This is a genomic window from Pseudarthrobacter cremeus, assembly GCF_051857465.1.
In the GTDB taxonomy this organism is placed as follows: Bacteria; Actinomycetota; Actinomycetes; order Actinomycetales; family Micrococcaceae; genus Arthrobacter.
On the sequence record NZ_JBPZHC010000002.1, the window covers coordinates 356,093 to 375,113 of the forward strand.

At 65.9% G+C, this 19,021-nt stretch carries 20 protein-coding genes; 4 read left to right on the top strand and 16 right to left on the bottom strand.

Annotated elements, in window-relative coordinates; genetic code table 11:
- Window positions 1–5: 5 nt before the first annotated feature.
- From ACS5PJ_RS05330 to ACS5PJ_RS05360, 7 genes are all read right to left on the bottom strand, one after another.
- Entirely contained in the window at window positions 6–1,286 is a 1,281-nt protein-coding gene (locus ACS5PJ_RS05330) for an alkaline phosphatase family protein (protein WP_439433871.1), read from the bottom strand.
- Window positions 1,283–2,935, bottom strand: a complete 1,653-nt coding sequence (locus ACS5PJ_RS05335) for an alkaline phosphatase D family protein (protein WP_439433872.1) — start codon at window positions 2,933–2,935, stop codon at window positions 1,283–1,285. The genes ACS5PJ_RS05330 and ACS5PJ_RS05335 overlap by 4 nt, the downstream gene beginning before the upstream one ends.
- Window positions 2,936–3,018: 83 nt before the next feature.
- Entirely contained in the window at window positions 3,019–3,273 is a 255-nt protein-coding gene (locus tag ACS5PJ_RS05340) for a CDGSH iron-sulfur domain-containing protein (RefSeq protein ID WP_439433873.1), read from the bottom strand.
- Complete coding sequence (locus tag ACS5PJ_RS05345; RefSeq protein ID WP_439433874.1) at window positions 3,270–4,337, bottom strand: iron-containing redox enzyme family protein; 1,068 nt, start codon at window positions 4,335–4,337, stop codon at window positions 3,270–3,272. The genes ACS5PJ_RS05340 and ACS5PJ_RS05345 overlap by 4 nt, the downstream gene beginning before the upstream one ends.
- 275 nt (window positions 4,338–4,612) lie before the next feature.
- Complete coding sequence (locus ACS5PJ_RS05350) at window positions 4,613–5,221, bottom strand: DUF3618 domain-containing protein (protein WP_439433875.1); 609 nt, start codon at window positions 5,219–5,221, stop codon at window positions 4,613–4,615.
- Window positions 5,218–5,649, bottom strand: coding sequence for a phage holin family protein (locus ACS5PJ_RS05355; protein ID WP_439433876.1), 432 nt, complete (start codon window positions 5,647–5,649; stop codon window positions 5,218–5,220). The genes ACS5PJ_RS05350 and ACS5PJ_RS05355 overlap by 4 nt, the downstream gene beginning before the upstream one ends.
- Entirely contained in the window at window positions 5,646–6,509 is an 864-nt protein-coding gene (locus ACS5PJ_RS05360) for a hypothetical protein (RefSeq protein ID WP_439433877.1), read from the bottom strand. The genes ACS5PJ_RS05355 and ACS5PJ_RS05360 overlap by 4 nt, the downstream gene beginning before the upstream one ends.
- 261 nt (window positions 6,510–6,770) lie before the next feature.
- Here ACS5PJ_RS05360 and ACS5PJ_RS05365 point away from each other — a divergent pair, with 261 nt between their 5' ends.
- A complete protein-coding gene (locus ACS5PJ_RS05365; protein WP_439433878.1) occupies window positions 6,771–7,220 on the top strand; it encodes a MarR family winged helix-turn-helix transcriptional regulator in 450 nt (149 codons plus the stop codon).
- A 25-nt stretch (window positions 7,221–7,245) separates the two neighbouring features.
- Here the strand turns inward: ACS5PJ_RS05365 and ACS5PJ_RS05370 are convergent, their stop codons facing one another.
- Both ACS5PJ_RS05370 and ACS5PJ_RS05375 read right to left on the bottom strand, forming a co-directional pair.
- Complete coding sequence (locus ACS5PJ_RS05370; RefSeq protein WP_439433879.1) at window positions 7,246–8,496, bottom strand: hypothetical protein; 1,251 nt, start codon at window positions 8,494–8,496, stop codon at window positions 7,246–7,248.
- A gap of 187 nt (window positions 8,497–8,683) precedes the next feature.
- On the bottom strand, window positions 8,684–10,150 hold the full coding sequence (locus ACS5PJ_RS05375) for a hypothetical protein (protein ID WP_439433880.1): 1,467 nt from the start codon (window positions 10,148–10,150) through the stop codon (window positions 8,684–8,686).
- Window positions 10,151–10,341: 191 nt separating this feature from the next.
- Between ACS5PJ_RS05375 and ACS5PJ_RS05380 the strand changes: the two genes are divergently transcribed.
- Window positions 10,342–11,085, top strand: a complete 744-nt coding sequence (locus ACS5PJ_RS05380; RefSeq protein ID WP_439433881.1) for a GAF and ANTAR domain-containing protein — start codon at window positions 10,342–10,344, stop codon at window positions 11,083–11,085.
- Here ACS5PJ_RS05380 and arsA read toward each other — a convergent pair.
- Both arsA and arsD read right to left on the bottom strand, forming a co-directional pair.
- Entirely contained in the window at window positions 11,082–12,845 is a 1,764-nt protein-coding gene (gene arsA / locus ACS5PJ_RS05385) for an arsenical pump-driving ATPase (RefSeq protein WP_439433882.1), read from the bottom strand. The two genes, ACS5PJ_RS05380 and arsA, sit on opposite strands and share 4 nt — an antisense overlap.
- A gap of 8 nt (window positions 12,846–12,853) precedes the next feature.
- On the bottom strand, window positions 12,854–13,246 hold the full coding sequence (arsD, locus tag ACS5PJ_RS05390; protein ID WP_439433883.1) for an arsenite efflux transporter metallochaperone ArsD: 393 nt from the start codon (window positions 13,244–13,246) through the stop codon (window positions 12,854–12,856).
- Between the two features lie 141 nt (window positions 13,247–13,387).
- Between arsD and ACS5PJ_RS05395 the strand changes: the two genes are divergently transcribed.
- Window positions 13,388–14,170 carry an oxygenase MpaB family protein gene (locus tag ACS5PJ_RS05395; protein ID WP_439433884.1) on the top strand — a complete coding sequence of 261 codons (783 nt, stop codon included), beginning with the start codon at window positions 13,388–13,390 and terminating at the stop codon, window positions 14,168–14,170.
- Here the strand turns inward: ACS5PJ_RS05395 and ACS5PJ_RS05400 are convergent.
- From ACS5PJ_RS05400 to ACS5PJ_RS05415, 4 genes are all read right to left on the bottom strand, one after another.
- Window positions 14,147–15,106, bottom strand: coding sequence for a DMT family transporter (locus ACS5PJ_RS05400; protein ID WP_439433885.1), 960 nt, complete (start codon window positions 15,104–15,106; stop codon window positions 14,147–14,149). The genes ACS5PJ_RS05395 and ACS5PJ_RS05400 overlap by 24 nt on opposite strands.
- Entirely contained in the window at window positions 15,103–15,708 is a 606-nt protein-coding gene (locus tag ACS5PJ_RS05405; RefSeq protein WP_439433886.1) for a TetR/AcrR family transcriptional regulator, read from the bottom strand. Before ACS5PJ_RS05405 ends, ACS5PJ_RS05400 begins: the two co-directional genes overlap by 4 nt.
- 110 nt (window positions 15,709–15,818) lie before the next feature.
- On the bottom strand, window positions 15,819–16,391 hold the full coding sequence (locus tag ACS5PJ_RS05410) for an MOSC domain-containing protein (protein WP_439433887.1): 573 nt from the start codon (window positions 16,389–16,391) through the stop codon (window positions 15,819–15,821).
- Window positions 16,392–16,422: 31 nt separating this feature from the next.
- A complete protein-coding gene (locus ACS5PJ_RS05415; protein WP_439433888.1) occupies window positions 16,423–17,097 on the bottom strand; it encodes a DUF2306 domain-containing protein in 675 nt (224 codons plus the stop codon).
- Between the two features lie 141 nt (window positions 17,098–17,238).
- Between ACS5PJ_RS05415 and ACS5PJ_RS05420 the strand changes: the two genes are divergently transcribed.
- On the top strand, window positions 17,239–17,985 hold the full coding sequence (locus tag ACS5PJ_RS05420) for a TetR/AcrR family transcriptional regulator (protein WP_439433889.1): 747 nt from the start codon (window positions 17,239–17,241) through the stop codon (window positions 17,983–17,985).
- Here the strand turns inward: ACS5PJ_RS05420 and ACS5PJ_RS05425 are convergent.
- Window positions 17,974–19,020, bottom strand: coding sequence for a hypothetical protein (locus tag ACS5PJ_RS05425; protein WP_439433890.1), 1,047 nt, complete (start codon window positions 19,018–19,020; stop codon window positions 17,974–17,976). The two genes, ACS5PJ_RS05420 and ACS5PJ_RS05425, sit on opposite strands and share 12 nt — an antisense overlap.
- Window position 19,021 lies beyond the last annotated feature (1 nt).

Below are 19,021 nucleotides of genomic sequence, written 5' to 3' on the forward strand. Positions count from 1 at the left end.
CGAAGTCAGAGCCGCAGGGCCCCGGAGCGGGCAGTTCCGTCGTACCCGCCGCGGGGATCTTTGAGTCCGTACACGGCGCCGACAGTCGGGGCCACGTCCACAGTCCTTGCCGGTTCCGACGACACTGCCCCCGGGACCACCAACGGGCTGCCGCCGGAGATGAAGAACGGAATCGGCTCGGTGGCGGGGTGCCCGTGGTTACCCGGGATCGGGTTGGAGGCCACGTACGGGTCGGAGAAGCGCCAGCCGGCCCGGCAATAAGCCACCAGGTCTCCGGCTTCGGCCCCCAGGCGGAGATCGCCCGGCCTGTTGACCGAGAGCACGCCCTCATGCGCACTGACCAGTTGTTCGACGGCGGCCAAACCGGCCGCGCGGTCTGCGTCCGGCCCGGTCCAGTAGAGCAGGTCCGCCCCGCCGTTCTGCGCAATCCTGATGTTCGACTGCAGTTCCGGCCGGGACTGCAGGATCAGGTCGACCGAAACCACGTTCGTGGGGATGGACCAGTCCATGGAGTGGTCTGCGAGCACCATCACCACACTGGACTCCCACTTGCCGGTGGCCTTGAGGTGGTCGATGAAGCGGCCCACCTGGGTGTCGGTGTCTGCAAGGGCGGCCGTCCGGGCCGCCCGCAGGGTGGTACCGGAGAGGTCGGAGTGGCCCACGCGGTCAATGTCGCCCAGGTTGGTGAACACGAAGTCGGGGTCCGGCCCGCCCACCATCGCCAGGAGGGCGTCCATCGTGGCCGCATCGGGCGCATGACCGGTCACCGGAAGGAGCGGCTGGGGCTCCCACCGGTAAGTGGCCCGGGTTCCGAAGACGCCGTACAGGTACTTTTTGCTGAGCACCGAAGCAGTGGTCAGCCCCTGCTCCTGGAGCCGCTCCAGCAGGGTCGGAAAGTGCAGGTCAGTGGGCCGGTCGAGGTCGCGGACCACTCCTTCGGCGCTGTCGTATACGGAGTTGGCAGGAACGCCTGAGCGGTCCGGACGCACGCCCGTCATCATCATCACGTGGTTGGGAATTGTTTCCATCACGGGGAGGGATCGTGCGGCCGGAAAGTTCGTGCCCGCCGCACGCAGGCCCGCCAGCCGGGGTGTCAGCGTGGTGGTGATCTCGTCCGGGCGGCAGCCGTCCACCACCAGCACATAGGTCCGGGTGCGTCCCGCCGCCGGGGCGGCCCACGCCGTTCCCGGCGCGGCGGAAAGTACGACGGCGGCGCCCCCGGCAGCGGCGAACTGCAGGAACTGCCGGCGTCCCGGCGTCGGGCGTGCGGATGCTGAATAGGTCACTGGAGTCCTCCCGGAGTGGGCGTAACTTTGCTGGTGCCGGCAGGCACCGTGAACGATGTGGACAGGCTGGAGCCCGAACTCGCGGACGTGCGTTCGGCCAGCACGTACCAGTCCATCCGGACACCGGCAGGGGTCACGTCCAGGACTGAGTAGCCGTGCGAGTCGAAATCAAGGTACTTCACGTGCGGGTTGGCTGCCTTGATGGCGTTCTCGACGGCAAGGGACCCGGTGCGCGGCGGAACGTTGAGGATGTCGTCGAGGTTATCGCTGGTGACTGAGGTGCAGACCAGTTCCGCAGCCACGGAGTCGCCCGTGAGCGGGTACGCGGCCGGATCCGCGGGAATGTCGCAGGCCCAGCCGGAGTGGATGTCGCCGGTGAGGAAAACGGTGTCCTTGACGGCGTTGTCCCGCAGGTGCCGGACCACGCGGTTGCGGTCCGCCTCGTAGCCGTCCCACTGGTCCACGTTGTAGGGGACGCCGCTGATGCTCGTCCCGCCCATCAGCTTCTGCACACCGCCCAGTTCCGCGGTGCTGAGGGTCGAAGGAACCCTGACCGGTGCGATCATGACCGGATTGCCCACCAGCTTCCACTGCGGCCCGGCGGACTTCAGGTTGCCCAGCAGCCAGTCCATCTGCGCGGCACCGGTGATGGTGCGGTTGGGATCCTTAACCGCAGCGTCCGTTCCGTTGACGGCCTGCTGGTCCCGGTAGGACCGCAGGTCCAGCATGGACAGGCTGGCCAGGGAGCCGAAGTCGAGGCGCCGGTAAATCTGGCCGCCCGGCTCGTAGCGGACGGGCATCCATTCCGCGTAGGCCCGGTGCGCGGCGGCAAACCGTTCGCTCCAGGCACCTTCGGCGCCCTCGGTGTGGTTCTCAGCGCCGCCCTTCCAGGCGTCGTTTGCTGATTCGTGGTCGTCCCAGGTCACGATGAACGGCGCGGCGGCGTGCAGTGCCTGCAGGTCGGGATCCGTCTTGTACTGGGCATGACGGCGGCGGTAGTGGGCGAGCTGGGTCATTTCGTGGGCGGGCTCGTGCGGACGGACCACCACGTCGCGCGCCTGGTATTCGCCGGGTCCGTATTCGTACAGGTAGTCGCCGAGGTGGAGCACGGCGTCGAGGTCTCCCCGGGCGGCAAGTTGGCGGTAGGAGGAGAAGTATCCTGCCTGCCAGTTGGCGCAGGACACGACTCCGAACTTCAGCCGGTCCACCGCGGCCCCGGCCGCCGGGGCCGTTCGCGTGCGGCCCACAGGGGACACCCACTGATCAAGTGTGAACCTGAACCAGTACCTTGTGCCGGGCGTGAGGCCGCCCGCGATGACCTTGACCGTGTGGTCCCGGGCCGCTCCTGTAGTGGCCTTACCCCGGGCAACGATTTTCCTGAAGTCCGCATCAGCGGCAACTTCCCAGCCCACCGGAACATCCTTGCCCAGTCCGCTTCCGGGCAGGGCCTCGGGCGACGGGGTGACACGGGTCCAGAGCAGCACGCTGTCAGCCATCGGGTCACCGGAGGCAACACCGTGACCGAACGCTCCGGCGCTGGCAGCGGCAGCAGGGGAGAGCGCAGTTCCTGCCCACGCGGAGCCCGCGGCCCCTGCGGCAGTGACAGCTGCGGCAGAACGCAGTATTTGACGACGAGTTAAGTTAGGCATTATTCGAGTATTCCTACTCGCGAGTAGCGGATCAGGCTTTCCCGGCTTTTGTTCCCCCGCTGTTTGCCCAGTGTTTGCTTTGGCTAGGCTTCAGGCCCTGCAGGGCCGGGCGGTTCGGTCCGGAATTTGATCAGCTTGTGTGTCCCGTCGCAGTAGGGCTTGATCGCCGACGCGCCGCACCGGCAGAGCGCAACGGTCCGGCGCTGCCGCGGCACCGGCTCCCCTGAGGGCGTGAGGATTTCGAAGTTTCCGCGGACCAGCAGCGGGCCGTCCGGGCAAACGATGATTTCCCCGTCGGCGGGTTCCCGGTCCGCTTGGCCGTCCTGAGGCGTTCTCATGCGGCTGCGGCTCCGGCTGCGGCGAGGCCGGAGCGGAGCGACGACTGCCCGTTTTCCCACGCATCCATCATGCGAAGGGTGAGCCGGGCGTCCACGGCGATGGCCGCCGTCGCGCCGAACAGGACATCGGGGAGCAGGTCCGGCTCCGCCTCCACCAGGCCGCCTGCGAGGTCCCGTCCGGCGATCTGTTCGTGGACAGCGTCTGCCTCGACGTGCTCGTCGAAGTAGGCCGTTGCTGCGGCGTCAAAGTTGAGGCGGCGGAACCCGTTGCCGTAGAGCTGGTTGGGCCGGGAGGACGTCATTTCGTACATCGCCAGATGCCCGGCGATGGCACCGCGGAGCCGGCGGTTCAGCCCGAAGAGCGACATCATGTTCACGGACGCGAGGGCGATCGCTGGCACGGTGTCTACGTACGCGCCGTACCCGTCGTCGAGTCCGAGGGCACGCATGGTGCGGGCGAACAGGGCGCTGTGCATCCGGTCCGCGCGGCCGCCGCCGTATTCGTCAGCCTGGATCTCCACCAGCGCGGCCTTTGCCCGGCCGGTCAGGCGGGGAATGGCCCACGTGTGCGGGTCCGCTTCCTTCAGCTGGTAGATGGACTTATGGACAAGGAACTCCCTGAGCTGGGAGACGGTGGCCTTCTTTGCCACATGCTTTGAGAGGCTGGGTCCGGTGTCCAAAGCTGCCAGTGCGAACAGGACCGTGGCAACGCCGTCGCTCACCGGACCTGCAGCCGGCACCTGAGGGACGTCAGAAACCGCCGCCGAGGACGCCGCCCGCAAGGCCTGTTCGAACGGCTGCTCAAGGAGCCGGCGGACGGTGATCACGCCAGGGTGCCATTCCCAGCCGTCATCCACGCCGTCCAGCCCGCCGTAGTGGAGCTCGTAAAGACAGAAGAGGGCCAGCTGGACGTCCTCGTCCTCGACCACGTCCCCAGCCTCGGCAAGCCGGGCGGTGACGAGGGACGGAAGGCCGGCCAGGCCCTCAGGGATGTCTTCAGGCCGGCCGGCCAGGATTGCGAGCAGGGCGGCGCTGATGGGGCCCCGCGGTTCCGGGATGTGCAATTGCGCTCCTAAAGAGTCTTCGGCTCATGCAGAGCGTCTCCGTGCGGCATAGCTGGCAGGGTCAGTACCGGTTCCGGCTGCGCGTCGGCGCCGCCGTGGGGTTCTGCTTGGCCCGGCGGGCACGCAGGATGCGGCTGATGATGGCCGGGAGGACAGCGAAAAGCAGTTTCTTCATGACGGTGGGTTCCTTCGAAGTGATGAACGCATAGGTGCCGTAAAGCAGCCAAGAGGGCCGCCCTTCCCTGAGGAAGGACGGCCCTCTCAGAGCTCAGGGATCAGGTGTTCTGGACGTGGTCCTTGGCGTCTGTGGCGCGGTCTTTGACGTCTGCTGCTGCGACCTGGCCTTCGGCTTTGACGTGTTCGGCGGCGTCGGTGGCGGTGGCTTTGACGTTTTCCATGGCCTCGCGGGCTGGTTCCTTCAGTCCCTGGCCCATGTCTTTGGCGGCCTCGGTCAGTTCCGTGGTCATCGGTTCCGCGGCGGTTCTGAGGGCGTCCGCGGCTTCGCGTTCCTTTTCGCTGGCCGGGATCAGGGAGGAGAGCAGCATTCCGGCGCCGAACGCGACCAGGCCTGCGGCCAGGGGGTTGCCCTGGGTTTTGGCTTTGACCTGGGCCGGGGCGTCGCCGATGGCCTCGCCGGCATCGTGCAGGGCGTTCCCGGCGCTGTCGGTCCGGGCGTGGACACCGCTGTGGACGCCGGTGGTGGCGTCGTCGGCTGTTCCCATGACTTTCTCCTTCACGCCGAAGACGGCGTCTTTTACCTTGTCCGTTTGCCGGTGGACGATGTTGGACGGGGTGACCTTGTCGGCCACGGCGTCCACGTTGGTGCCCAGGCGGGCGCGGGTTGCTTCAATGTCTGAACGGATTGCGTCCGGGTTTTCGCTCATCGTTTTACCTCACCGGGTTTCAGGGTTGGGGGAATTTCTGAGAGTGTTTCGGCGGTCTGGGGCATGCCCTGGACCTGCTTGAGGTTCTTCCGGCCCACCGAGGCCAGGACCGCGGCGATGATGGCCCAGATGAGGGCGACGACGACGGCGGACCAGCCCAGGCCCATCAGCGCGCCCAGGGCGTACCAGAGGGCGATGGAGAGGAACAGCAGGACGAAGTGCCCCGCGACGCCGGCGCCGGCGAGCATGCCGCCGCCCTTGCCGGCCCGGGTGGCGGACTGCTTCAGTTCGGCCTTGGCGAGCTCCACTTCCTGGCGCATCAGCGTGGACAGGTCGCGGGTCACCTCACCGAGCAGGTCACCAAGGGAGGTGTTGTCCGCCTTCACGTGCGCCGCACTTGGCGGCGACTCGGGAATCTGGCTGCTCACAGGTGACGCCCTTCCGTGTCGCGTTCAGCCTGGCTGCGGAACGGATCGTCCTCGTACCGCAACGGCTCATCGTCGTACCGCAACGGAGTGTCTGCGGCGGTGCCGGTCGGCAGGGACTGGGTGGAATTCGGGTAGCCTGCGGCGATGACCGGTTCGTCAAAGAGGCCGCGGTCATCCCCTGCGGCGAAAACTGTCTCCTGGCGGATGGGGGCGCCATGCTGAACCGGGGCAGTCCTCGGAACGGGAGGAAGGGTCTGGCCGGTGGCGCGGCCCTGGGTCTCCGGTGCACCGGCGGCCAGGCCCCGGGTGAGGCGTCCGGCAAGGATGCCGGCTCCGGCCGCAAGCAGGAGGAAAGTGCCGGGACGCTGCCGGGCAAACGACTTGACCTCGGTGAGCAATGAACCCGGATCGCGGCCGTCAAGCCATGACGCCACAGACTGTGAACGCTCGGCAGCCTGCCGGATGAGGTCGGAGGCAACACCGGGCTGGTCGGAGGCGTCCGCCATGGTGCGCAGTTCGGAGGAGATGGTGCGGATGCCCTCTGCGACCTTCTGCTGCTGGGTGCCTGCCTGGCTGGTGAGGTCCGACTTGGCCTGGTACAGGAGTTCCCGGGCGCTGGTTGAAACTTCGGCGGCGACATTGGAAGCCTCGGCCTTGGCCGTCTCGGCGACGTTCTGGGCCGCGCCGGCTGCCTGGCTGGCAACCTGTGAGGCCTCTTCCTTAGCCGTGTCGGTCTTGGATCCGGAGTTGGCGCTGGTGCTGACGGGAGTCGCCGGGACCTGGTTTCCGTACTGGTCAACGTTTCCGTAAGGGTCGACGCCGGCCGGGGAGCCCGTCTGGGGCCATTGGTTTTCAGTCATGGTCGCTCTCTCTTTCGTGAAGGGTTCGCTGACAGGAGCTGCCAGCGTTACTGGCTTCGCAATAGTAAGCAAGGTTACTAACTAGATACTAAGCACACTTGCTATTGGATGCGCAAGGCCTGCCTCTAATTGGGCCGACGTGCATGGATGAATGCGGCGTGGGGATTTGCGGCTGACGCCAGGCCTGCTTGCCAAATGGATACTAAGCATGCTTATGGTGGGTTGCATGCCGGAGGCTCTCTAGGGAAGGAACAGCTTGCCATGACAACTGAATCAGAGCGCGAACTCCGGAACTTCTGCCAGCTCCTCTCGCAGGCCGCGCGCTTGGTTCAGCGCCGCCAGGATGACGTCCTCGGACCACTGGGGCTCACCCGCGCCGCGGTCATAGCCCTTGAGGGTCTCGCCCCCGGCGCTCTGAACCAGGAACAGCTGGCCAGTTCCGTCCACGCCAAAAGCCAGACCATGGGCAAAATCCTGGCGAGGTTGCAGCTGGCCGGGCTTGTCAGCAGGAGCAGGCACCCCCAGGACCGGCGCCAACTCATCATCGGACTCACCGGAGCGGGCCGCGAGGCACTTAAGGCTGCGCAGGAGGCCGAGGCCCACGCCCTCCCGCCGGAGGTGGACGTCCGGGGCTGGCAAACTTTGCAGGACGAACTTGCCAGGTTCGTGAAGTCACTGCAAAACCGGGAAATGAACGGGCGATCTGCGTAGGCACAAACACAAACGGACGGCGGCGCTAGCCAGCCTTCTCGAGAACCTGCCCGATGATGGTCGCCGCAGCGTCGGCGGCCGGCTGGACCTCGCTCTCCTCGAGCGACCGCCACTTCACGCTGGAAACCTCTATTGACGTTGTTCCCTTTCGGGCGCCCAGGCGGATCTGCCAGTGGCCGGGTTCCCCGGCGGTCTGGTAGCGGAAAGCGTAGCTGGAGTCGCCGTCGAGCTTCACGTCCAAAGGCTGCACCGGCTCCAGTGTGATCGCGCCCTGGCCGATGATATTGGCCTGGACGGTGGTGCACTTTTTGATGGCCAACGTCCGGTGATCGAAGGGGTACGGCTGCCGGATCGCCGTGCCCATGCTGATGAGACTGAGGTCAAATGCGATCGCCTTGTCGCCTGTGGAGGCTATCGCCTGGGCCATGGCGGCATTGCCCGCCAGCGCTGCGAAGTAGGTGGCGTCGTCATAGGCGCAGCCGGTTTGGGACGGCGCCGGCGAGCCCGGCGCTCCGGTGATCGCCCGGGCTTCGGTGGGGCTCACGTAGTACTTCGTGTCAGCCGGGCCTGTCACCCCGGCGAGCAGCCGGGCCAGCTCGTCAGGGGTGCGGGCGCCGGCAGGATTCGGCTGCGGGGAGCTGGGCGGGTTCTTCACGGCCTGATCGATGAGTTCGCGGGCGAAGGCAGCCATGGAATCCAGGGCCCGTCCGGTCGTCTCCGCATTCACCGGCCAGAGGCCGAGGGCCAGGTCAATCGAGACGGTCCCGGCCAACACCTGCATCCCCGCGGTTCCCATGTCCGCCGTGCCCAGGCCTTTCGCCTTCTGTACGGTTGCGTAGGCCTTCTGGCCAACCGGCGGCGGGGTGACCAGCCGGACGAGGTAAGTGGTGGTCAAACCCCCGGCAGGTCCGCCCGGCACTGACATGGTGGACGACCGTTCGAATTCGGCGCACTGCGACGCCAGATCATCGGTGCCGTTGAAGTCAGCTGCCAGCTTCCCGTCCGCCGCACTTTTAACCGTAAACACAACGGTGGATTGAGGAGACTCAGTGGGGCCCAGCGGGAGACGCCCCTGCGCAAAACTCACCCCGGTGTCCGTCATCCAGGCGCCGGTTTCCCCGCCGCCAGGCAACCGGAACGGCGTGCACCGGTCCGGGATGGTGGCATTGGTGGCCTCCGCCCCCGGGGCCACCCCGGCCGTGCTGCGGAGGCTCCGGGTATCGATCACCATCGCCTTCAGGTTCCGCGAACGCACCACGGTGGTTGCAATGTCCACGAGCTGTTGGTCGCTGTAGATCCATGTCGGAACGGCGGACGAAGGCGATGGTGACGTTGGTGAAGCGGACGACGCCGACGGGTTGCCGGGGGCCGGGCTGCTGGGAGTCGGAGAGCATGCGGCAAGGATCAGCACCGCCATCGCGCCCGTGACCAACCGGCCACGGCGGAAACCGCTGCGGAAACCGCTACAGCCCGGCACGGGAGAACACGCTGCCGAAAAATGCCGCGAAGCCGTCGGCGGTGGCCTGGGCTTCCGCCTGCGAGTATCGCTGGCTGCTGGCCTCCACCGTAAGCGTCCCCTTGCGGGCGCCGGCGCGGACGTGCCACTCGCCCGTGCCATCGGACAACTGATATGCGACCGCGTAGCTGGCATCGGCGGCCAGGGCGGTGTTCAGCTGCGAGATGGCTGACCATGGACGTGAACTGCCCATCATGTCCTCCTGGATGGTGCCGCAAGTTCTGAGGGTGGCGGCCCGGGTGTCAAACGGATACGGCGGTGCGGCTGTCGCGGGCATGCTGATGACGGTGAAATCGCTGTAGGCCATCTTGTTCGCGCCCCCGATCTGCCCTTGGCCGAGCACCGCGCCCGTGAGCGATCCGTAATATGCTTCGTCGCTGTAGGTGCACGGAGCCGCAGGCTGTTGCGGCGGGGGAGCGGCGGTGAAACCGGGCGCGGGGCCGATGACGTTAGCACCACGCAGGGTCACGGGACTCCCGTCAGGTCCCGTGATGTCCTTGACCAGCGCGACGAGATCGTCAGCGGTGCGGGGGTTGGGCGGCGGCGGGGCCACAGTCGGCGGATTCTTCGTGGCCTGGTCGATTAGCTCCTTGGCCAGGCCGGCCATGGAGTCCAGGGCCGGCTGAGCATCGGCCTCCGAGTTGAGCTCCGCCACCGCGAGGCTCAGCGTGATGGACAGCGTTCCCGCCAGCACCCGCAGCCCGGCCGAGCCGTAATCCCCTGGCCCCTTCGGCTTTGTGGTCTGTGTCACGGCGTGCTGCTTTTCTCCGATCGGGGGAGCAGCCAGCAGTTGCACCGCGTACGTGGAAGTCCGGCCGGATTCAGTTGCAGCCAGATCAAACTGCCCGCAACGGGCCGCGAGATCATCCGTATAGTCGAAATCAGCCTTGGCAATGGCGTCCTTCCCGGCGCTCCGAAGCGTGATCATGATGGTGGTGGTGGGTCCGGACTGCCCGGCGATGGGCATGGCCCCCTCGGCAAAATTCACGCTCTTGTCCGCCCACCTGACGAAGGGGTTCTCGGGGACGAAGACCACGCATTCGGCGGGCGTCGCGTCGGTGCTGACCTGCGGAAAGGTCCCGCTGGATGCTCCGCTGCGTTGGGAGGAGGAGTCCCGGGCAGTGGGGTACTGCAGGTTCCGGCTTTGGGCCACTCCGTTGATGATCGCGACGAGTTCAGCATCCGTGAAGACGGTCTCCGGGAATCCGGTAGCTGCAGATCCGCCTGAGGAGGTGGGGGAGGGCGACTCTGGTGACGCGGACGGTGACGCGTCCGATGGGGTGGGGCTCGTCGTCGTACTCCCCGGCGAACAGCCGGCCATCGCCAGCAGGGCGGCCACGGCGCACGCCAACAGCCTTCTGCTGTCCTTGCCTATCCTGAACCCACAGCCTTTTTCAGCTCCGCCAGCGGACATGTTCGGCCTCCTCTGCCGGGCCAAGGCTATGATGCCGGGCATATACGGGCTAGGGTATTTGGGCCTCAAGCAGTCCCCTATTTTGCACCGCAAAAACCCAAGCGCGAGCGGCCGGATAGAGGGATACTCAGTACGACGGCGGATTTTCACGGCGGCGGAATTTCGAAGCCGCATCAGAGGAGGGCGCACCCATGACTCCCGGCAGCGGAAGTCCCAAAGGCACGGCCAATCGTGACGCAGCAGTGGTCGGTGGCCTGGCCAGCAGACTCGGCGATCTGGCCAGGGAGCTTCAGCAGGAGCAGGACACTGAAGCTCTCCTGACGGACATTGTCCACGCCGCGCTGGATCTGATCCCGCACGTTGCCGATGCCTCGGTCAGCCTGGTGATGGGCAGGAGAACCGTGGAGTCCAGGGCAGCCTCCGGTGAGCTTCCCCGGAAAATCGATGCCCTTCAAAGCGCCGCTGGGGAGGGCCCCTGTGTTGATGCCGCCTACGACGAGCGGATCGTCCGGGTCCCGGACATGGGCCACGAGGCGCGCTGGCCAAAGTTTGCCAAGCTGGCTTACGCGGCCGGGGCTCGGAGCATGCTGTCGTTTCAGCTTTTCGTCGAGGGGGACACCCTGGGTGCCCTTAATCTGTACGGCGACGACGTCAACATTTTTGACGAGGAATCCGAACAGGTGGGCTTGCTGGTGGCAGCCCACGCCGCCGTCGCGTTCTCCGGTGCGCAGGAAATCAGCCAGCTCAACCAGGCGCTGGGCACCCGTGACCTTATTGGCCAGGCCAAGGGAATCCTGATGGAAAGGTTCAAGATCAGTCCCCAGCAGGCGTTCCATATCCTGACCAGGGCAAGTTCCGAAACCAACATCAAACTCCGCGACGTGGCAGATCACCTGGCCAGCAGCGGAGAGATCCTCACCCGTAACGGCAGCTAGGCAGGCTGGGTGCTGAACGCGGTCAGCGCCGAGAGCTTCGCCTCCCCGATGGGTTCTTCGGGCAGAAGTGGGATCACGGCCACCCGGTCCGCCAGATTGCGCACCTTGATGATCTGTTCGGTCTCGTTCCCGGCGCGTGCCCGCAGGAACGGGGTCCGGGGGTGGGCAGCGGCGATTGAATTGTTGATCACCCAGGCCCACGGGTGGATCCCGGCTCTTACCAGATCGTCCTGCAGCTCTTCAGCTTCCAGTACGGGGGTGGTTTCAGCGAGGGTGACGAGGACGACCTTCGTCTGCGCAGGGTCCTGAAGCCGCATGAGCGGCGTCACGAAACCCATGGTGTCGCCGACCTGCCGGGAGATCTCCCGATGGTACGAACCCGTGGCATCGAGCAGCAGCAGCGTGTGGCCGGTGGGGGCGGTGTCCATCACCACAAAGTGCCGACGGGATTCCTGGACCACGCGGGAGAACTGACGGAACACGGCCACTTCGTCTGTGCAGGGGGACAGCAGGTCCTCGGCCAGCGCCGCGCGTCCTGCATCGTCAAGGTTCCGGCCCTTGGTTTCCATCACGTGGCTTCGGTATTCCTGGATGGCTGCTTCCGGATCGATGCGTGAAACCTTCAGACCTGGAACGGCCGTCTGGAGTGTTTCGGCCAGGTGTGCCGCCGGATCGGTGGTGGTCAGGTGAACCTCGTGCCCGCGTTTGGCCAGGGCAACGGCGATCGCAGCAGCGACAGTAGTTTTCCCGACACCGCCCTTGCCCATGCACATCACCAGACCGTGGCCGTCCAGTTCCACCTCGTTGACAAGCGCTGCCAGGGCGGCATCCCCAACCTCGGAGGCGTGCGCTACGTTGCCGGTGATGCCGGCGTCGGAAGTGCCCTCGAACAGTGACTCCAGCGCCGGGATGCCCACCATGTTGTTTGGTTTCAGGTCCAGGACATCGCGGGGCAGGCCGGCGACACCCGGGGGAATGGCGGCGACCGCCGCTGCTTCCCGGGCGCGCAGGGCCTGCGCCAACTCCTCGTCACCGGCCGCTTGCGGCAGGACGCCGTTCACCACGACGTAACCGCTGCCTATGCCGATCTGGTTGAGTTCGAGGTAGGTCCGCTCAATCTCACTCAGTGAGGAAGTCTGGGCGCGGCTGACCAGCACGAGCCGTGTGCGGGCCGGATCAGTTAGCGCCTGGACTGCCTTCGCATACACCTGCTTGTGCTTCTCGAGGCCTGAGAGCGGGCCCAAGCAGGACGGGTCGCCTTTGCCGGCCGCCAGGAAATCCGTCCAGGACCCGGGCAGCTGCAACAGCCGGATGGTGTGGCCTGTCGGGGCGGTGTCAAAGATGATGTGGTCATACTGGCCGTAAGAGTTGTCGTCCGCGAGCAGGTTGGTAAATTCGTCGAAGGAGGCGATCTCGGTGGTGCAGGAACCCGAGAGGCTTTCCGCGATGCCGACCAATTCGGCCTCGGGGAGGAGGCCGCGGACGGGCGCGATGATCCGTTCCCGGTACGCCTCGGCTGCCTGTTCCGGATCAATTTCCAGCGCAGACAGACCCGCAACGTCGTAGATGGCCGTGACGGAGTTCCCGATGGTCAGGCCGAAGACCTGGCCGACATTGGACGCGGGATCCGTGCTGACCAGCAGGACTTTCCTGCCTTTCCTCGCAAGGGCGAGTGCTGTTGCGCACGCGACGGAGGTCTTACCCACCCCGCCCTTGCCGGTGAAAAACAGGAACCGTGGCGGGTCCTCGAGAAACTTCATAGTTGGACCTAGCAGCAGCCCGTTGAGCCGCCGCAGCAGCCGCCGGACTTTTCGTGCAGGCCCAGCAGGGCCCGGGACCCGGGCGCGACCGCAGCGTCGCCCAAGCCGGCGAAAGCCAGTAACTGGCTCCTGTCCGGGTAGGTGCCGGCGGCGACCGTCACGCCGTCGACGACGATAAGCGGAAGGCCCTTGGACCCCACCAGGTGCATGAACCCACGGACCGTCTCCTCCTCCGCGAAAGCGGTCGGCTCGCTGGCCAGGTTGTAGCGGGCGATGTCGGCACCCAGACCTTGGAGGTGACGCACGTCTGCGGTCACGTCCACCAGGGACTGGTCAACATCGGGGCCGCAGACGCCGGTGTCACAGCACAGGGCGGACTCGTAAATTCGGATGGCGGGCATGCGGCTCTCCTTGGCTGGTGTCATGGTTCCCTCAGTGTATCGACAATCATCGATACGCTAAAGGTGCACGAAGGACGCGCTGGGTGCGATTGCACAGGTGACCAGGTTTCTGCCGTCCCAACGCTCCGGTACCCTGTTGCAATGGTGCGTGGACTTGCGGACATGGGCGCGGAGGGAATCCTGCTGGCCGGGGCAGGGCGGGCTATCCTCATGCAGCTCGCCGATCCTGCCGTGGGCCATGGCGTGGCCGAGCACAGCACATTTACCGAACGCCCCGTCAACAGGCTCCGCGGCACCCTCACGTACGTTTACGCCATCGTGTACGGCACCGACGAGCAGGTGAAAGAGGTCCGCCGCAGGGTGAACCGGGCGCACGCGCCGGTACGCCGCGCTCCGGATGAAACCTCCGCCGGCTACAGCGCCTTCGACGCGCACGCGCAGCTGTGGGTGGTCGCTACGCTGTACGACACCGCCGTCACCGTCTTCGAAAAAATCTATGGCCCGTTCGACGACGGCACTGCCGATGAGATGTACCGCGACTACGCGAAGCTCGGGACAGCCCTGCAGCTCCCCGAGGAATTGTGGCCCGCGGACCGCGCAGCCTTCCGCCGCTACTGGGACGAACGCGTCCAGGCCCTGCGCGCAGACGACGCCGCCGTACGCGTGGGCCGCGGCCTCCTCTATCCCGGCAGCGCGGCGCTGTGGTACCGCGCCGTGATGCCGTTCGCACGGTTCCTGACCGCAGGCCTTCTGCCCGATCAGCTCCGCCGGGACTTCGGGCTGCCATGGAGCCCTGGCCACGACCGCCGGTTCCACCTCACCATGCGCGGCCTGGCAGTGTTCTACCCTCGGCTGCCCAGGCGCATCAGGCACTGGTTCAAGGACTACTGCCTGGCCGGGTTAGCGGCCGACCTCGGCCATTAGGCGCCTGCGCGACGGCGCGACGGGCAGCGTCAGGACGAAGAGGCTGCCGGTGATCAGGGCGGCGCCCACCCACGCGAGTGCCGGAAGCCGTTCACCCACCACCACCACTGCCAGGACGGCCGCCACCACAGTCTCCGCCAGGGAGACGGTGGTGGCCGTGCTGGCGCGGACCCGGGCCAGGCCCCAGCCGAACAGCACGTAACCGGCGAACATCGGGACGATTGCCATGTACGCACCGACCGCAAAGTTCTGCGGGGACGCCAGAAATGGCGCTCCGGTGGCTGCGAGAACCGGCATCAGCATCAGGCCGCCAACGCCGAAGACCGTACCCATGACCGCCCGCGAAGGTAGCCCGGTGCTGATCAGCCGGTGGGCAGCCCACGAATACAGGGCGTAGGTGAGCCCGGCCAGCAGCCCAAGTGCGATGCCCGCGGACGATTCCCAGGCCGAACCTGTGGCCCGCGCCTCGCCGGAGTTTCCTGCTTCTGCGAGACCTTCGGCGAGACACAGCAGGACAGCCCCGGAGACGCCGAGCACCGCGCCGACGGTCCACCGCCGGGTGAATGGTCTCTTGTCCACCACCCGTTCGACGACGGCGGAAGCCAGCGGGGCCGAGCCGATGGAGACGACTGTCCCCACCGCCACCCCGGCCAGATGCATGGAGGAGTAGAACGCAAGCGGGTACAGGGCAACGGCCAGTGCGCCCAACCCCACCGTGGCCCAGTTGCCGCGCAGTGAAGGGCTGAAAGCCAGCATGGGCCGCGCGGCGATCGCCGCCTGCAGCAGGCCGCCGAAACCCATTGCTGCCGCGCCGATTGCCAGCGGGCTGACCTCCGGAGCGAATGTCGCAGCAGTGCCGGTGGTGCCCCACAGGACCGAGGCGGCGAGGACAAACAGCGCACCCCACGTGGTTCCCTGGTACCGCGCGGGCTTCACAAATTATCGATCAGGGTGGTGGCGATCCGGCGGGCTTCCAGGATGCAGCTGTCGTCTCCTTCGAGCCCGGCGCGGGCCATGGACCCCTCAAGGAGGAAAGCCAGGTGCCGTGCCATGGACGCAACCCGCCCGGGTGCATTCGGCAGCAGCTCTTCCAGATGATCGGAGAGCAGCGCTTCGACGTCTTCCTTGTGCCGCCGGACCACTGCCCGGCCGGGGTCGCCGGCCGGCAGTTCGGCGGCTGCGTTCAGCAGGCCGCAGCCGCGGAACCCGTTCTCGTAGGCCAGATCGGCGTGGTCAGCGTACGCGTCGAAGACGGCAAGGATGCGCTCTTCAGGGGTGGCCGCCGTCTCCAGCCTCGAACGGTACAGCCCCAGCCATTCCTCATGGCGGGCGTAAAGGTACGCCGTCACCAGATCGGCCTTCGAGGCGAAGTTGTTGTAGAGGCTCTTTTTCGCCACGCCTGCTTCGGCGGTAATGGTATCGATTCCCGTGCCGGTCAGGCCGTTGGCGTAGAAGCGCCGGGAAGCCGCCTCGAGGAGGGCATCGCGCGCAGGCCTGCGGGCACGGGCGCTTGGGGCCACGGTCTGTTTCTCGGTCACTGCCTGTCCTTTGGCTGCTGCTGCGGTGTGGGTAGGTAGACCAGTCTACCTACTTTTCTACGCAGCCGCCAGAGACGTCTTCAAGGCGGGAAGCGCGGAGTCCGCGGGGCCTAAGGAAGCCTCGACGGCCGCAGGAGGGTGGGTGTTCCGGCGCTGGCGGGGTCGAGTGGAACGGGGCTGGTCAGAACGGCCGGGCCCCGGTGGAGGATGCCGTCCGAGAGCGGAGTGCAGCGCACGCCGCCCCGCCCCCGCATGGCCTTGTGCGCCCCCGGGGCGAGCATCTGGTCCATCCAGGCGCAAGGATGGGCGGGCCGTCCCGCCCGGATCTGCACCAGTTCCCCGCGCGATGCCAACGTGAAGTCCTCGCCGATCAGGGGAGCCAGATGGGCGCCTCTGAGCACCACATTGCGGCGGGTCAGCAGCGGGTCCAGCGGGCCGGACCCCAGCTCCGCGGCGATGGCTTCGAGGGCCTCGATCGAGAACAGCGTCACCGCGGCATCCATATGCGCGGCCTTGCCGAAGAACCGGTCGCCGACAATGCCTTTCCCGGCCACCAGTTCCACCCGGTCGGCATCTGAGGTGGGGACATCCGCAGCGCCTTCGCGGGCACGGCCGAAGTAGGCGTGAGCCGGCGACACGAGAAGGTGGAGGATCTCGACGTCGTACTTAAAGCTTTCCGTCATGACTCAAAACTATCCCTCCGGGTCCCGGCCATCACGCCACATGCCGCCTCCGGATGCGGTACTCCGCCACGGCGAGGTTGATCACCCAGGCGGCTCCCATGAGGACGGCCCTCGTGGTGGCGTCCGGCGGGCTCGCCAGGAGTTCCGGCACGATGAGGATCACGGCCTGGGTTCCGGCGCCGAGCGCAATGGCGTAGGCCCGCGTCATCCACGCCCCGTGTTGAATGAAGTCCCGGCGGACGATTGCCATGACGGCGAGAATGAGGCTCACTGCCATGGCCGAGCCGACAATGAGTCTGAGGATGAGGAGGAGCTGACCATCGCTGGGTGGCAGCTCGTAGAAGACTGCCATCCACAGGCCGGAGAGGGCCGTCAGTAAGCCGGCGGGCAGCAGGATCATTCCGGCGACCCGATGCCAGCTTCGCCTTCCCGTGCGGAGGGACGGGACGAACTGGAATGCCCCGAGCAGCGAGTAAATGGTGACGCTGACAATGTGGATCACCACGGGGACGGGCGAGTCGAAGAACCTGGCGTTGCGCTCCGTCACGGCGGCGCCAACCGATAATTCGGTCAGCCTGGCAGCGCCGGCGATGACAGGGATCAGGCTCAGGAGGATCAGGCCGGCGGGCACCAGCCATGACGGCCGACGCCGGCGGGAAGCTTTGATCTGCGGCTGATGGGGCGCAATCTGTCTGGTGACGTTCACGGTGGTCCTTTTCCTGTGGGTCTGGTCCAAAATATTTGCCGGTTCACTTCAAGGTGTACGGCGTACACCTTCCTGTGACTCAGGTTAGGTGTACGCCGTACACTGGTCAAGGGGTCAAGAATTATCGGGAAGGAAATTCACATGGGCGAGCCAGCTGCCGCGTCCGGGCGGCCGCGTCTGAGCAGGGACAGGGTGCTCCGGGCCGCGGTCTCATTGGCTGATGAACTCGGCATCGGCGAATTGAGCATGCGCAGGCTCGCCCAGGAGCTTGAGGTGGTGCCGATGGCGCTCTACAAGCACGTTGCCAACAAGGATGAACTTCTCGACGGCATGGTGGATGTGATCGTCAGGGAAATTGATCCGCCGGCTGATGAGCCAGGGTGGAGGGACGTTGTCCGGCGCAGGATCCTTTCCGCGAGGAGCGTGCTGCAGCGGCATCAATGGGCACGGCAGGTCCTCGAAACACGAACCAGGATGACACCTGGCGTCCTCGCATATATGAACTCGTTTATCGGCATCTTCCTTGACCGGGGCTTCTCGGACGATCTGACCCATCACGTCATGCACGCCATGGGCAGCCGCATGTGGGGTTTCACCCAGGAACTGTTCAATGAACCTGGCGATCCAGCGGATGGCGAAATGAACGGGGCGGATGGTGCCGCCCAGCAGGCCATGCTCCAGGAGCTGGCGAAGCGATATCCGAATCTCGTGCGGATTGCCAGGGCTTCCGCACACGATGAAGGCGGGGTGGTGGGGCAGGGGTGCGACGACCAGTTCGAATTCGAGTTCGCCCTTGATCTCCTGCTGAACGGCATCGAAAAACTGCACGCAGAAGGCTGGACATCGGCGCGGTCTGACAGGGCGCCGACGATGACCTCAGCTGTCTAACTGTTTCCCGAACCGGCTGACCGTAGGGGCAATCGCTGATCGGACGTCGGGACGGTCATGCCAGGTGCGGAGGTTCTCGGCTGCAGCGTCGCCGATGAAGGATATGACGTCCACAGCCGTGAAGAGGCCTACGCCGCGAGGGGACCATCTGCCGCCGCTGATAATCGCAGTGCCTGATGCGATCGTGATGAGGGGGATGACCTTGACGTCTTGACCCAGAACGGCTCTGTAGCGTTCGGCGGCGTCAGCTATCGCGGTATGACGGTGACCGTCGTCACCCTTGACCAGGATCGCCCGCCCTCTGCGGTTCGTGGCCCACTCATAATTTGTGTCGTGACCGAACCATGAGTCAATCAGACAGACATTGCTCCCGTGAGTTACTGCGTGCTCCACGTCCAGCCGCCTGCCTCCCGGCGACTTGAGTCCATGGAATATGTACACGCCGGGAATCCTCACGAGTTTGTTCAGTAGAAATCCGATGACCCAGATACTGCTCCGAGTGGAATCGCCGGCGCCCCTGCCCCACTCGGTTGGCTGCATCCCATAGAGCCTTTGGCCGGGAGCAAGAACAATCTCCCCCGCCTTGAAGATGGGCGCTCCGAACCAGCCGATACCCACTGCGGAAGCCAGACCAAGAAGCATCACCACGGCGCTGCTCACATTCCCGTTAGTCAACGACCAGACTGAAGCAGCCACGAACAGCGAAGCCACCACCGAGCCAATTACAACAAGGACTTTTCCCCCGGTCCAGATGAAAAGAGCGGCCATGAGCATCGCAGCTCCTCTGGAAACGTTCAGAAACAATGCGCTTTCCCCGCTGTCCTGCGCTGGTCCCAACAGGCCCATTAACGACAGGAAACCGGCGACGAGAACAATGAACGCCAGGCCCCTGCCGGAATCAGATTTCCGCTTCGAATCCTGCTCTGACGATCCTCGAGTGGGTTGTTGCTCGTAATTGCTGTAACCGGTGTTCAGCCATTTCCACTGAGGCGTCTTGATACCGAGCCGCTCCAGTTCCGCTTCCATGCTGTCCATT